This is a genomic window from Polyangiaceae bacterium (genome assembly GCA_016715885.1).
GTDB lineage: Bacteria > Myxococcota_A > Polyangia > Polyangiales > Polyangiaceae > Polyangium.
Genome location: JADJXL010000022.1, coordinates 71,264 through 86,317, shown reverse-complemented (window position 1 = coordinate 86,317; position 15,054 = coordinate 71,264). Strand labels below are relative to the sequence as shown.

General features: G+C 60.6%; 8 protein-coding genes. All 8 read right to left on the bottom strand.

Features of this window, described 5'->3' with window-relative positions; genetic code table 11:
• Positions 1-58: 58 nt before the first annotated feature.
• The 8 genes from IPM54_32570 to rplK all read right to left on the bottom strand — a co-directional run bounded on the left by IPM54_32570 (position 59) and on the right by rplK (position 15,021).
• Positions 59-1,447 carry a DUF2330 domain-containing protein gene (locus tag IPM54_32570; protein ID MBK9264507.1) on the bottom strand — a complete coding sequence of 463 codons (1,389 nt, stop codon included), beginning with the start codon at positions 1,445-1,447 and terminating at the stop codon, positions 59-61.
• Positions 1,448-1,537: 90 nt separating this feature from the next.
• Positions 1,538-3,739, bottom strand: a complete 2,202-nt coding sequence (locus IPM54_32565) for a DUF4388 domain-containing protein (GenBank protein ID MBK9264506.1) — start codon at positions 3,737-3,739, stop codon at positions 1,538-1,540.
• A 213-nt stretch (positions 3,740-3,952) separates the two neighbouring features.
• Complete coding sequence (gene rpoC, locus IPM54_32560) at positions 3,953-8,284, bottom strand: DNA-directed RNA polymerase subunit beta' (GenBank protein ID MBK9264505.1); 4,332 nt, start codon at positions 8,282-8,284, stop codon at positions 3,953-3,955.
• A gap of 6 nt (positions 8,285-8,290) precedes the next feature.
• A complete protein-coding gene (gene rpoB / locus IPM54_32555; GenBank protein MBK9264504.1) occupies positions 8,291-12,418 on the bottom strand; it encodes a DNA-directed RNA polymerase subunit beta in 4,128 nt (1,375 codons plus the stop codon).
• Positions 12,419-12,653: 235 nt separating this feature from the next.
• The gene (rplL, locus tag IPM54_32550; protein MBK9264503.1) at positions 12,654-13,040 is read right to left on the bottom strand and encodes a 50S ribosomal protein L7/L12; all 387 of its coding nucleotides are present in this window, start codon (positions 13,038-13,040) and stop codon (positions 12,654-12,656) included.
• A 125-nt stretch (positions 13,041-13,165) separates the two neighbouring features.
• Complete coding sequence (locus tag IPM54_32545; GenBank protein MBK9264502.1) at positions 13,166-13,702, bottom strand: 50S ribosomal protein L10; 537 nt, start codon at positions 13,700-13,702, stop codon at positions 13,166-13,168.
• A gap of 2 nt (positions 13,703-13,704) precedes the next feature.
• Positions 13,705-14,415: a 50S ribosomal protein L1 gene (gene rplA / locus IPM54_32540; protein MBK9264501.1), complete on the bottom strand. Its 711-nt coding sequence runs from the start codon at positions 14,413-14,415 to the stop codon at positions 13,705-13,707.
• Positions 14,416-14,577: 162 nt separating this feature from the next.
• Positions 14,578-15,021, bottom strand: a complete 444-nt coding sequence (gene rplK, locus IPM54_32535; protein MBK9264500.1) for a 50S ribosomal protein L11 — start codon at positions 15,019-15,021, stop codon at positions 14,578-14,580.
• Positions 15,022-15,054 lie beyond the last annotated feature (33 nt).

The window sequence follows — 15,054 nt, the reverse complement described above, 5'->3', positions numbered from 1 at the left end:
TAGAGCACGCATCGGAGAACGGCAAGACAGCGCGTGCGGGGATGGAAGAAGTGCGCGGTCAGGAAGAACGCGCGACGCGTGAACGCCGAGAACGCTTGCGTGCAAACGACAGAACGAGCGCGCTGCTCATGAGCGCAACGGCCGCAGGCACGCTGGATTCGGTCGCAATCGCGCAGCTCGCGGAAGCTTGCGACGTGCTGCCATTGCCACTGCCAAAATGATTGTCCCACGGATTCGTATCGACAGGCGGCACGCCTCCTGGATTCGTGCACCAGTCCGGAGGAGGCGGACATGCGGGTGGGGTTCCCACCGAGTTGGTCACTTGAAGCCACCGATTGACGGGGATTTGGTTTGCAGACGCTTGAAGGTTCAAGTCCGTAACGAGCGCTGCGCGAGACAGCTCGGCATGAAGGCGCGTGACCCAAAGCGTATTGTCCGGAATGCCTCCGAAGAGCGCATCGAGATCCGCGTTGCATTCCTCGAGCGCCGACGGACCCATGGGATCACCACCGTAGCCGCTGTTTTTCGGATCGAACTCGGCCGCCCATCGCAGGCCCTCTTCGAGCCAGTAACGAGAAAACTGCTCGGCCGCTTCGACGAGCCACGACTTGCCGCCGGAAGCAGCAAACTCGTCTTGCTTGATCTGCGCGTAGTTGCTCGAAGACGTGTCCCAGTTCCACACGAGTTTCTCAGCGTCGATCGTGAAGCTGTCGAAGTTCGAGGGTTCGTAACGTCCTTCGCCCATGACCCAAAGCGTGATGGGTGTGGTTTGTCCCGTACCTGCAGCAACCATGCGCAGCGGCAAAACAGGCGTTGCTCCTGCCGAGGTGACGCGAACGGGACGCATCGAATTGATGCCAACGCCAGGCACGAGCTTCAACGCGAGGAAGTTGAATCCTTCCTTCACGTACGCATCGACGATGGGCGAAATGTCCAGAGGCAGGTTGTAGCCGTTTCCGAGGAGCCAAGTCTTGAGAGCGTTTGGATCCTGGGACGAAAGCTGGACGGTTGCATAAGGACCAACCACTTCTTCTGCGATGACGGTGACGCCACCACCGCCACCGGCGGAACTGCTCGCGCCACTACCGTCGGCATTGGGAGGACCGAAGGCACATTCAGGCGGCAAGCAGTTGATGACGGGTGAGCTCACGGTGACGGATGTGGCTTGTTCGAGCGATGCAAACATCGCGTCGGAGGAGAGACCTACGTCGACGGTGCCCTTGATGGGCAAAACCCACGCAAACGATTCGGGTTCACCGGAGTACGTAATTTGATCCCAAAGGACCGTTCGATCTTTCGAAACCGAAAGGATCATGCGGTGACTCGTGACCTGCGTCGTTTCGGTCTCCGAGACGAGGCATCCGCCACAGGCCCGAGCGTCTGTCGTGACGAACGCGGGCGCCGCGACGAGCGGCAACAAGCACATAAGCAAGCTGGAGAGCTTCATGGTGGTTTCTCCAAAAGAGGTGCGGCGCGCATGAGTGCGCACGCTCGAATTGTACAGGAAACGAGCGGAGAAGCCGGAAAGGCAGCTTGTTTACGAGCTCGCGGCCGCGCGTCCTTCGTCGAGCAGGCGCATGCCTTCCAAGAGGAGCGCTTCGGGCGAAATCGTGATCGTGCGCGTAGCAAGCTCGACGCCGGACTCGAGTCGGAACTCGCCTTCACGCAACGTGATCATGCGATAGAACGCTTCCTCGCCCACGAGCTGATCCCAGCTCGCGTGCACGATTTGCCCCTCGGCAAAGTGAATCTCGCCCTTGCTGCCGGGCGGCGTGAGGATGCGCAAAGCGCCTGTTTTTCGCCCGTGCCAAAGCACCTGAACCATCTCGGGCAAGCTCATTTCGGCAAGTGATCCGGACACGCCCCGGCTGCCACTACGCTCGGACCGGCGCTCGATGAGCTGTCGCAACTTGGCGGCAAAAATGTCCATCGACGTGGACTTGGAGACGAAGTCGTCGACGCCGAGATCGAAGGCTCGCTGCGCGCTGTGTCGATCGCCTTTGCGCGTGAGAATCACCCACGTGAGCGCACGCCCCCAAGGTTCCTTCTGCGCATCGCCACGCAACCTGAACCCACCTTCGGTCTCGTCGAGGTCGATTTCGCTGACGACCGCGGTGATGTCGCCCGTTTGAAGCTCGCGCCAAGCGACGGCAAATGTCCTCGCCATGCGAACCTCGAAGCCCTGTTCGTTGAGTCTATTTTCGAGGAATGCCGTTTCTTCGACGCCAGGATCGACGACGAGAACGACGTGCTTTGCCGAGAGGAGACGAGCTCGCATGTCGTCTCCGGTCGCTTCGCTTCGGAAGAGATCGACGATGGTCGGGTCGAAAATGGTGCCGCGGTAGCCTGCGAGCACTTCGCACGCCTCGGTCGGCTTGAGGACTTTGCGAAAGGGATTTCGAGGGTTCTGCGTGAGATCGGCGTAGGTGTCTGCAACGGCAAGAATGCGCGCTCCGAGGGGGATCTCTTTGCCAGCCAACGCCTGCGGAAAACCCGTTCCGTCGTAACGCTCGTACATCGACGAGAGCGCCGCGATGGTCTCGACGGGCAAGTTGACGGAGCTCATGAACTCGACGGGCAACGCAACGGCTTTGATGCCGGAAAGTCGGTGTCCGTCGTATTCGGCGACGTTGAGCGCGGTGAGGTGATAAGCGCCCATCTTGCCGAGGTCGTGCAGGTATGCGGCGATGGCAAACGCCGAGATGTGCGGGGGCGCAAGCCCGAGACGTTCACACGCACGTCGACAAAGACGCGCGACGGTTGCCGAGTGACCTCGCAGATCTTGTCGATTCACCTCGAGCAAACTCACGAGCACGTTGAGGGTCTCGAGGTATTCCGGCGCTTCGAGGATGGACGTCGGTACATGCGGCGGCGCGCCGGCAGCAACGGCCATGGCGAGAGCGGCTGCTTGAGGTGAAGCCTGCTTGGGGTCGGAGGTGGCCGAATTCTGCGTCTGATCTGCGCGTAGTTGAGAAACAGGTGAAGGCTGCGTGTGCCCTGCCACCTGCGACAGCGGCGAAATCTGCGTGGAACCCGACTGAGCCGACGAGCCTGCCGAGGGCTGGGTATGTTCGCGCGCGGCGTGACCGTTCGGCGAGGACAACGTAGGCAAGACTGGCCGCGGTGGCGGTGGTGGCGGCAGTCCCTGCCGTGGAGTCGCCGGAGCGCCGGACGTACGTGGAGGCGTCGCGCTGCCGCCGCCAAACCCTTCGACGTCGATGAAGTCCGTGACAGGTGCGATCACCGCGGAGCGCAAAAGTGCATCGAATGCGCCGGCGTCCTTGAAGTAGTGACGGGCGATCGCTGCGTGCACTGCGGCGGGGCGCGCGACGAGCGCCCGCACTTCGCGAACGCCGGCTGCGAGTTTTACCTCGTGGAGCGCGACGTGATTGTCGGGATCCGCCGTAACGACGGACAGCACGGATTTGGCCTCGTCGAGCAGGACGGGAAAAACCTCGTGTATCTTCGCCGTCTTCTGCGAGACGCGGCCGAGCACGCGTTGATCGATGGCAGCTTTGGAGAGTTTTTCGGTCGAGACGAAGCGCGTGTTGTGCAGCGTGGCAATGTACTTCAGCAGCTCGCCCTCGGTGATGACGCCCAATTCGATGAAGGCATCCTCGATGCGACCGCGCAGCTTGGTTGCATGCGCGACGACGCGTCGATGATCCTCCGCCGTGATTCGACCTTCGGCGAGAAGACGATCAGCGACGCGCTGGTTGGTGCCGTGCACAGAAGCCATCGCGAACTCAGAGATAGTACATATCCGGTAGCATCAGGCGCGCTAGGGACTGTCGTCGTCGAGCGGAGACAAGCTGCTCGAGACGGCAGATCGGTCCATCAGATTGCTTTACCGGCAAGTGTCCGGCGAAGGAAGCCGAGAGAGACACGATGAATGGGTGGGTAGAAACGTTACGCCTACGGAGCAACGTTCCTACCCAACGACCATTTCGCATCATTCTTCGTTGACGGCTGCGGACAGCAGATCTTCGGGCCGATGCCGTGGTGGAGCCATGTGCGTCGGCGAGAGGTCGAACGACGAGGCACGGGTCTCGCGTGGCACCGGCTCGCCATCGACGACCACCTGCAGCCGCTTGTACGCGGGGAGACCCGTACCTGCGGGGATGAGGCGGCCCATGATGACGTTTTCCTTGAGGCCTCGAAGGTCGTCGACCTTACCGCTGATTGCGGCTTCGGTGAGCACCTTGGTGGTCTCTTGGAACGACGATGCACTGATGAACGACTCGGTCGACAAGCTGGCTTTCGTGATGCCGAGAAGAAGCGGCTCGGCGATGGCGGGGCGCCCGCCGCGCTCGATGACGCGCTCGTTCTCACGCTCGAAGAGGTGCTTCTCGACTTGCTCGTCCACGAGGAAGTTCGTGTCGCCAACGTCCTTGACGCGAACGCGCCGGAGCATCTGACGCACGATGACCTCGATGTGCTTGTCGTTGATACCGACGCCCTGCAGGCGGTAGACCTGCTGGATTTCGTTGACGAGCCACGCAGCGAGCTCCTTTTCGCCCTTGACCCGCAAGATGTCGTGCGGGTTCGGCGGGCCATCTTGGAGCGGATCACCTGCGCGTACGCGATCTCCAGGCTGCACCTGAATGTGCTTGCCTTTGGGGATCAGGTATTCGCGTGCCTGATCGGGCAATTGGTGACCATCGGGTGCGAAGGGCGTGATGACGACCTTGCGCTTGCCCTTGGTGTCCTTGCCGAACGACACCTCGCCGTCGATCTCGCTGATGATGGCGTGATCCTTCGGCTTGCGTGCCTCGAAGAGCTCGGCGACGCGGGGCAGACCACCGGTGATGTCCTGCACCTTCGTCGTGTCGCGCGGGATCTTGGCGATGATGTCACCGGCTTCGATGACGTCACCTTCCTGCGCGACGATGTGAGCACCGACGGGCAAGAGGTAACGCGCTTCGAGCTCGCTGTTCGGTAGCTTGAGCGTGCCTCCGGTGGTCGGATCCTTGAGCGAGATGCGCGGACGAAGATCGGCAGCCTTGGACTCGATGACGACCTTGCGGGACAAACCCGTCACTTCGTCGACGCGTTCCTGAACGCTGACGCCTTCGACGAGGTCGCCGTACTTCACGGCACCGGAGACCTCGGTGAGGATCGGCGTGGCGAACTGATCCCACTCGGCGAGAAGCTCGCCGGGTTTGACCCGCTGTCCCTCGGCAACCTTCAGGTTGCAGCCGTAGACGAGGCGATGATGCTCGCGCTCGCGACCCGTCTCGTCGACCACCACGAGCTCGCCGTGGCGATTCATGATGACCATCGAGCCGTCACGCTTGCGCTGTACGACGGCGCGACGCAGACGCACGGTGCCTTCGGTGCGTGCTTCGAGGTAGCTCGCTTCGATCTTTCCACGCGCGGCCGTACCACCGATGTGGAACGTACGCATCGTGAGCTGCGTGCCGGGTTCACCGATGGATTGGGCAGCAATGATGCCGACCGATTCACCAATGTTGACGCGGTAGCCACGCGCGAGATCGCGTCCGTAGCAAAGCGCGCAGACGCCGCGACGCGTCTGACACGTGAGCACGGACCGGATCATCACTTCCTCGATACCCGCTTCCTCGATGTTCTTGACGGAAGCTTCGTCCAGCTCGGTGTTCGCCGTAATGAGCACCTCGCCCGTGAGCGGGTCGATGACGTCCTCGAGAACGACGCGACCGAGGATGCGATCGCCGAGCGGCTGAATGACTTCGCCCGCTTCCTCGAGCTTGGTCACGCGAATGCCGTCGAGCGTCGTGCAATCGAACTCGGAAATGACCGCGTCCTGCGCGACGTCGACGAGACGACGCGTGAGGTAGCCGGAGTTTGCCGTCTTGAGAGCGGTATCTGCGAGACCCTTACGCGCACCGTGCGTCGAGATGAAGTACTGCAGCACGCTGAGACCCTCACGGAAGTTCGCCGTGATGGGCGTCTCGATGATTTCACCCGAGGGCTTGGCCATGAGACCGCGCATGGCGGCGAGCTGTCGGATCTGCTGCGTCGAACCACGCGCACCCGAATCGGCCATGATGTAAATCGGGTTGAAGCTCGGCTCGATGCTTTCCTTCGTGAGCCCCTCGGGATCGACGACGCGCTCCTTGCCAATGCCGTCCATCATCTTGGCGGTGACTGCATCTGCAACACCGGCCCAGATGTCGACGATCTTGTTGTAGCGCTCGCCGTCCGTGATGAGACCCTCTTGGTATTGCTCGACAACGCGCTCGACTTCGCGTTGTGCTTCGTCGAGGAGTTCCTTCTTCGCCGGCGGAATCACCATGTGATCCATGCAGATCGAAATGCCTGCACGCATCGCGTGATCGAATCCGAGCGTGCGGAGTCGGTCGGCAAGAAGAACGGTCTCCTTGTTGCGATGCACGCGGTAGCAAACGTCGATGAGCGCGCTGAGGGCCTTCTTGTCGAGCGTCTTGTTCACATAATCGAAGCTCACGCCCTTCGGCAGAACCTCGGAAATGAGAACGCGACCCACGGTCGTGTTCACGACGCGACGCTTGATGTTTCCGTGTTCGTCGCGAACCGGATTTCCATCTTCGTCGATATGCGGAACACGCACGCGAATGCCCGCGTGGAGCAGCACTTCGCCCGCGTCGTACGCCATGCGTACTTCTTCGGGTGAGGCGTAGACGCCACGTAGGTAGCCCTGTGCGCTGTTGGCCTGACCATCCTCGCCAAACTTCAACGTATCGGGGCGGAAGCTCCCCTTGGCGAACTTGCGCTCGCGCGTGGCGTAGTAGAGCCCGAGCACGATGTCCTGCGTCGGGTTGATGATCGGCCTGCCGTTTGCGGGCGAGAGGATGTTGTTCGTGCTCATCATGAGCACGCGCGCCTCCATCTGCGCCTCGATTGAAAGCGGCACGTGCACGGCCATCTGGTCGCCGTCGAAGTCGGCGTTGAAGGCGGCGCAAACGAGCGGGTGAAGCTGAATGGCCTTGCCTTCGATGAGCACCGGCTCGAACGCTTGAATGCCGAGACGATGGAGCGTCGGAGCACGGTTGAGCATCACCGGGTGCTCACTGATGACCTCCTCGAGGATGTCCCAAACTTCGGGACGCTCCTTCTCGACCATCTTCTTGGCGCTCTTGATCGTGTTGACGTACCCGCGCTCTTCCAGCTTGTTGTAGATGAACGGCTTGAAGAGCTCGAGCGCCATCTTCTTCGGCAAACCGCACTGATGTAGGCGCAGCGTCGGACCGACGACGATGACGGAACGGCCCGAGTAGTCGACGCGCTTGCCGAGCAAGTTCTGGCGGAAACGCCCTTGCTTGCCCTTGAGCATGTCGGACAAACTCTTGAGCGGCCGCTTGTTCGGACCCGTAATGGTTTTACCGCGACGACCGTTGTCGAAGAGCGCGTCGACCGCCTCCTGGAGCATGCGGCGTTCGTTGCGAATGATGATCTCCGGCGCGTTCAGCTCGAGCAGCCGCTTCAAGCGGTTGTTCCGGTTGATGACGCGACGATAGAGATCGTTGAGATCGCTCGTGGCAAAACGGCCACCATCGAGCGGCACGAGCGGACGGAGATCGGGCGGAAGCACCGGGATGACGCTGAGCATCATCCACTCGGGGCGATTGCCGCTCTCGCGGAATGCCTCGACGACCTTCAGCCGCTTGGCGAGCTTCTTGCGCTTCGCCTCGCTCGTGGCTTTGCGCATCTCTTCGCGAAGCAGCTCGGCGAGCGCATGCACGTCGACCTGCTTCAGCATTTCGATGACCGCCTCACCGCCCATGCCCGCAACGACCTTGTCGTCACCGTACTCGTCGATGATCTGCATGTAGCGTTCTTCGCTCAGCAGATCGCCGCGCTGCAGTCCCGTCTCCTTCGGGTCGATGACGATGTAGGCCTCGCAGTAAAGGACCTTTTCCAGATCCTTCAGCGTGATGTCGAGCATGTTGCCAATGCGCGACGGCAGGCTCTTCAGGAACCAGATGTGCGCGACGGGCGTGGCGAGCGAGATGTGGCCCAAGCGTTCGCGACGAACCTTGGACTGAATCACCTCGACGCCGCACTTTTCGCACACGATCCCGCGGTGCTTCATGCGCTTGTACTTGCCGCAATTGCACTCGTAGTCCTTGACCGGACCGAAGATCTTCGCGCAGAAAAGCCCGTCACGCTCCGGCTTGAACGTGCGGTAGTTGATCGTTTCCGGCTTCTTCACCTCGCCATGCGACCACTCCCGGATCTTCTCGGGACTCGCGAGCGAGATGCGAATGGCGCTGAACGAAAGCGGATCCTTGGGCTTCTCGAAGAAGCTGAAGATGTCACGCATTCGGCATCACTCCTCTTCCGCGGCCGAGGCTTCCAGGCCCGTCTCGACCAGTTCGACGTTCAAACACAACGACTGCAATTCCTTGATGAGCACGTTGAAGCTCTCGGGCAAACCCGCCTCCAACGTGTACTCGCCCTTGACGATCGCCTCGTACATCCGCGTACGACCCATGACGTCGTCCGACTTGACAGTGAGGAACTCCTGCAGCGCGTATGCCGCGCCGTAAGCCTCCATCGCCCACACCTCCATCTCGCCGAGACGCTGCCCACCGAACTGCGCCTTGCCACCCAGCGGCTGCTGCGTGACGAGCGAGTACGGACCGATCGAGCGCGCGTGGATCTTGTCGTCGACGAGGTGGTGAAGCTTCAGCATGTACATGATGCCCACCGTGACGTTCTGATCGAACGCCTCGCCCGTGCGCCCATCGAACAGGATCGCTTGACCTGATCGAGGAACGCTCGCGAGCGACAAGGCACCCTTGATGTCCGCTTCGCTTGCACCGTCGAAGACGGGCGATGCAACGAAGACACCGCGACCGATCTTCTTGGCGGCTCGCTTGACGTCTTCATCGCTGAATTGCTCCACTGTCGCTTCGCTCTCGACATCACCCGCGTAGATCGCGTTGATCTTCGAGCGAACCTCGTGCACCGCTCGCTGCTCCTCGAGCATCTGCTGAAGTTGCCGTCCGAGCTCGAATGCGCCCCAGCCAAGGTGGATCTCGAGGATCTGGCCGACGTTCATACGACTCGGAACACCGAGCGGATTGAGCACGATGTCCACGGGACGACCGTCCTGCAGGTACGGCATGTCTTCCTCCGGAAGAATCCGGCTGATGACACCCTTGTTGCCGTGACGACCGGCCATCTTGTCGCCCACCTGGAGCTTGCGCTTGATGGCGATGTAGACCTTCACCATCTTGATCACACCCGGCGGAAGTTCGTCGCCCTTCGATAGGCGCTCGATCTTGTCCCGGAAGTGCTCTTCGCGCGTGCGCACGAGGTCTTCGAGATCGCGCAGGATCTGCTGCACCTGCTCGGTCTCCTCGACAGGAACTTCGCCCCAGTACTTGCGCGGGATCTCCGACAAATTCTCGTCGTTGATCACGTCGCCCTTCTGGAGCAGCACCTTGCCCTTGTCGTCGACGAGCTTGCCGTTCGTCGTCCTGCCGATGAAGATCTCACGGACTCGCCGATAGAACGAATCACGCAGGATCTTGATCTCTTCATCACGCGTGCGCTCGATGCGCATCTTCTCGTGATCTTCGATGTCCCGCGCTCGTTCGTCCTTTTCGGTTCCCTTGCGCGAGAACACGCGAGCGTTGATGACGATGCCGCTGACGCCCGGCGGAACCTTCAGCGAGCTGTCGCGCACGTCGCCGGCCTTTTCGCCGAAGATCGCACGCAAAAGCTTCTCTTCGGGAGATAGCTGCGTTTCGCCCTTGGGCGTGATCTTTCCGACGAGGATGTCGCCCGGACGAACCTCGGCGCCGATCCGAACGATGCCGGAGTCGTCGAGATCCTTCAGCGCTTCTTCGCCGACGTTCGGGATGTCGCGCGTGATCTCTTCTTTGCCAAGCTTCGTGTCGCGCGCGACGCACTCGAATTCCTCGATGTGGATCGAGGTGAACACGTCGTCCTTCGCAATGCGCTCGGATACGAGAATCGAGTCCTCGAAGTTGTACCCTTGCCACGGCATGAAGGCGACGAGGACGTTCTGACCGAGCGCGAGCTCGCCCATGTCCGTCGAGGGGCCATCCGCGAGCACGTCACCGGCCTTCACGACATCGCCTGTCCGAACAATCGGCTTCTGCGTGTAACAGGTCGATTGGTTCGAACGCTGGTACTTCATCAGGTGATAGATGTCCGGCACCTCGGCACCTTCACCCGCAGCTCGCACGACGATGCGCGTTGCATCGACGCTCTCGACGATGCCTTTCCGACGCGCAACCACGCACACGCCGGAGTCACGCGCGAGACGTGCTTCCATGCCCGTGCCGACGATCGGCGCTTCGCTCTTGATGAGCGGCACGGCCTGACGCTGCATGTTCGCGCCCATGAGCGCGCGGTTGGCATCGTCGTGCTCGAGGAACGGAACGAGCGCCGCGGCAACGCTGACCATCTGGTTCGGCGCAATGTCCATGAGCTCGATCATGTCCGCCGACACGATCTTGAAGTCGCCGTTGAGACGAGCGCTCACGACGGTCTCGCGGAACTTGCGCGAATCGTCGAGCCCCGCAGTTGCCTGCGCGATGTACTTGCCTTCTTCCTCGAGCGCGCTCAGCCAAGTCACTTCATCGGTGACTCGACCATCCGCGACGCGACGATAGGGCGTCTCGACAAACCCGAACTCGTTGACCCGTGCGTATGTCGAAAGCGACGCAATGAGACCGATGTTCGGCCCTTCCGGCGTCTCGATCGGGCAGATACGCCCGTAGTGCGTCGCGTGAACGTCGCGCACTTCGAAGCCCGCTCGTTCGCGCGTCAGACCGCCCGGACCGAGCGCGGACAAACGACGTTTGTGCGTCACTTCGGACAGCGGGTTTGTCTGGTCCATGAACTGCGAGAGCTGCGAGCTACCGAAGTACTCCTTCACGACCGCACTCACCGGCTTGGCGTTGATGAGGTCGTGCGGCATGAGCGTGTCGATCTCTTGCGACATGCTCATACGCTCCTTGATCGCTCGCTCCATGCGCACGAGACCGATTCGGTACTGATTTTCCATCAGCTCACCGACGGCACGCACACGACGATTACCGAGGTGGTCGATGTCATCGACCGATCCGCGACCATTCTTCAGCTCGATGAGATGCCGAACGGTCTCGAGAATGTCCTGCGGCGTGAGAACCGTGAGGTCCAAATTCGGCCGCTGCCCCTCAGGCAAGTCGCGGTAAAACTTGTAGTTCAACTTGAGACGACCGACCTTCGACAGGTCGTAACGCTCGGGGTTGAAAAACAGGTTCTGGAACAGCGTCTTGGCCGTCTCGAGCGTCGGAGGATCACCGGGGCGCAGACGCCTGTAGATCTCCAGGATCGAATCCTCCTGCGTCTTCACCTTGTCCGCGAGCAGCGTGTCGCGCAGGTACGAGCCGACGTTGAGGCCGTCGATGAAGAGGATGCGGAAGCTGTCGAGCTTTGCATCACGAATGCGGTCGAGCTTCGATTCGGTCAGCTCTTCGTTCACCTCGATGATGACCTCGCCCGTTTCCGGGTCGACGACGTCATGCGCGGCGACTTTGCCGACGAGCTCTTCGATCTCGATGCCGAGACGTTCGAGCTTCGCTTCCTTCATTTTGCGAATCGCGGCGCGCGTGAACTTCGTGTTTTTCTTGACGATGACATCTTCCTTGATCTTGATGTCACGCGTCGCGCGCTGACCGGCGAGAAGGTCGTACTCGATGCTCTTGGCGTACTTGCCGCCCTTCTCGAGATAGACGGTTTCCGTCGAATAGAAGTAGTTGAGCAGGTCCTGCGTGGAGTAGCCGAGCGCGCGCAAAAGGACCGTGGCGTGCATCTTCCGGCGACGGTCGATACGCACGTAAATGATGTCCTTCGGGTCGAACTCGAAGTCGAGCCACGATCCGCGATACGGAATGACGCGCGCCGAATAGAGCAGCTTGCCGCTCGAATGCGTCTTGCCTTTGTCGTGATCGAAAAAGACACCGGGCGAACGATGGAGCTGGCTGACGACGACACGTTCGGTGCCGTTGATGATGAACGTACCCGTGTCGGTCATCAGCGGAAGCTCGCCGAAGTACACCTCCTGCTCCTTGATGTCGCGCACGATGCGCTCGCCACCGTCACGGGTGTCGTAGATCATGAGCTGATTGGTGACTTTGATCGGCGCCGCGTAGGTCATGCCTCGCTGGCGACATTCCTCGACGTCGTACTTTGGCGGCTCGAGGTTGTAGGACACAAAGACGAGCTCGCTCGTCCCATTGAAGTCCTTGATAGGAAATACCGAGCGGAAGACCGCTTGGAGCCCGACTTCTTCCCGCTCGTGCGGCGGGATGCTCATTTGCAGAAACTTGTCGTAGCTGGATTTCTGGATGTCGATGAGGTTGGGAACGTCGATGATACGACGAACACGCCCCAGATTCTTACGGATGCGGAAGTTGGATTGGACGACCGACGGCATCGATATTCCTCCGGCTCCTACGGGTGCGCGCGCCTCATGCGCCATCGCGCTCCACGAAACCGAGCATCAGCCTCGAAGCTTCGAAACAGCCATCAAAGGTCCCGACGGACAAACCGGACTCATGTGTCCGCTAGCCCGTCGAAATACAAAACTGGACGTGCGGCAGGGGCATTTCACCCCTGCCGCCGTCGCGTAACGGCGGATCACGCTGCCCCTCGAAGGGGAGCCGAGATCCTTACTTGAGCTCGACCGTCGCACCTGCCTCGGTCAGCTTCTTCTTCATTTCCTCGGCATCGGCCTTCGAAACGCCTTCCTTGACGTTCTTCGGTGCGGCCTCGACGAGGTCCTTCGCTTCCTTCAAACCAAGGCCCGTGATCTCACGAATGGCCTTGATGACCTGGATCTTGTTCGCGCCGGCGGTTGCCAACACGACATCGAACTCGGTCTTCTCTTCAACCTTCGGCGCTTCGGCAGCAGCCGCCGGTCCTGCAGCAACGGCAACGGCCGCCGGTGCAGCCTTGACGCCCCACTTGTTCTCCAGATCCTTGATCAGCTCGGCGATCTGAATGACCGTCAAGTTGGAAAGGTGATCGACGATCTGCTCCCGCGTGATCTCAGCCATGACAAGACTCCTTCGACCCTCTGCGCGCCCCTTCTGGTGCTCTCACCCTGGGCCGCGTCTCTAGAACAAAACCTCGAGGGCGCAATGCCCTTTCTCACGTTCGGACGGCAAAAACGCAGGCTGAATCAGCCCGCCTTGTCGGCCGCGTCCTCCTTCGCCTTCAGCAGGTACACGAAATTCTGAAGAGGAGCGTTCAATTGCTGCAGGAACTGCTGCATCGGCGCCGCCATCGTTGCCAAAAGCGACGCTCGAAGCTCGTTCTTGCCAGGCATCGTCGCAAGCTGATTCTCCACGCCATCGGCATTGAGAACCTGCCCCTCGATGAGACCTGCCTTGATCTTCAGCTTTTCGTGTTCTTTCTCCTTGCGAAAGGCCTTCACGACCTTGGCGGCCGCGCTCGGATCCTCGTAGCTCCAAGCGATCCCCGTCATTCCAGTCAGCGTGTCGTCAAGCTTGTCCGCCCACTTGTGATGCTTGATCGCGTGACGAACGAGCGTGTTTTTCACGACTCGATACTCGACGCCCGCCTTCCGGAATTCGTCGCGCAGTTTGGTAACAACCGCGACGTTGAGACCCTTGAAGTCGAGGAAAACGGCCGAAGTCATACGCTCGAAGCGTTGCTTGACCTCGCCGATCTCAACTTCTTTATCCGCGCGCTCCATGCTCAGCCCTCCTCCGCCGCACCGCTGAGATGCACCGGATCAATCCGCACACCGGGCCCCATCGTGGACGACATGGTGATGCTCCGCAGATACACCCCTTTGGCCGTCGATGGCTTCGCGCGGACCAGAGCCTGGATCAAGGCTTCAGCGTTCTTTGCGAGCGCCTCCTCCTTGAACGAGACTTTGCCGATCCGAGCGTGCACGATGCCCGCTTTCTCGACCCGATACTCGACCTTGCCTGCCTTCGCTTCGGAAACGGCCGTCTTCACATCGACAGTCACCGTTCCGACCTTCGGGTTCGGCATGAGTCCGCGCGGACCAAGGATACGGCCGAGTTTACCGACCAAACCCATCATGTCCGGTGTCGCGATGACCCGGTCGAAGTCCATGAAGCCTTCCTGGATCTTGGCCACCAGATCGGCTTCGCCAACGAAGTCTGCGCCTGCTGCCTCCGCATCCTTCGCCTTTTCGCCCTTGGCGAAGACGAGGACCCGAACGCTTTGGCCAGTCCCGTGCGGCAAAACCACAGCTCCACGAACCATCTGATCGGCATGACGCGGGTTCACGCCGAGCCGCACTGCGATGTCGACCGTTTCGTCGAACTTCGCCGTAGCAGCCTTCTTAACAAGCGTACACGCTTCATGAAGCGAGTACTTGCGCGTACGATCGACCAAGCTTTGGACCGCAGCGCGTTTCTTGGCGACTTTCGGCATCTGCCCTCCTATTCCCTATCGGCTTACGCCTCCCACGGTGCGCCGTTCAACCGTGGTGCTGTTCCTCTCATCACGAGAGGGTGCTCTTCTACCGCTCCACGACTACGCAGCACAAGCGCCGAATGCGAGTACGACAGCCCGCAACGAGCGCGACCTGCGCCCTCAATCGACGATCGTAATACCCATCGAACGAGCCGTGCCCGCCATGCTCCGCATTGCGGATTCGAGGTTTGTCGTGTTCATGTCTTGCATCTTGAGTTGTGCAAGCTCCTGAAGCTGCTTCTGGGTAACCTGACCCACTTTCACCTTGTTGGGCTCCTTGGAACCCGCTCCAGGCTTCTTCTGCGTCGGAAGCCCAGCAGCCTTCTTCAAAAGAACCGACGCCGGAGGCGTCTTCAAAACGAAGGTAAAAGACCGGTCGGAATACACCGTGATCACGACCGGAATGATCATCCCTTCCTGCGACGACGTCCGCGAGTTGAAGTCCTTGCAGAACGCCATGATGTTCACACCATGCTGCCCAAGCGCAGGACCAACTGGCGGCGAAGGATTGGCCTTCCCCGCAGGAAGCTGGAGCTTGACGTACCCGGTGACCTTCTTCGCCATTGCTAATTACCCGTCTGTTCTGGAAATGAACCG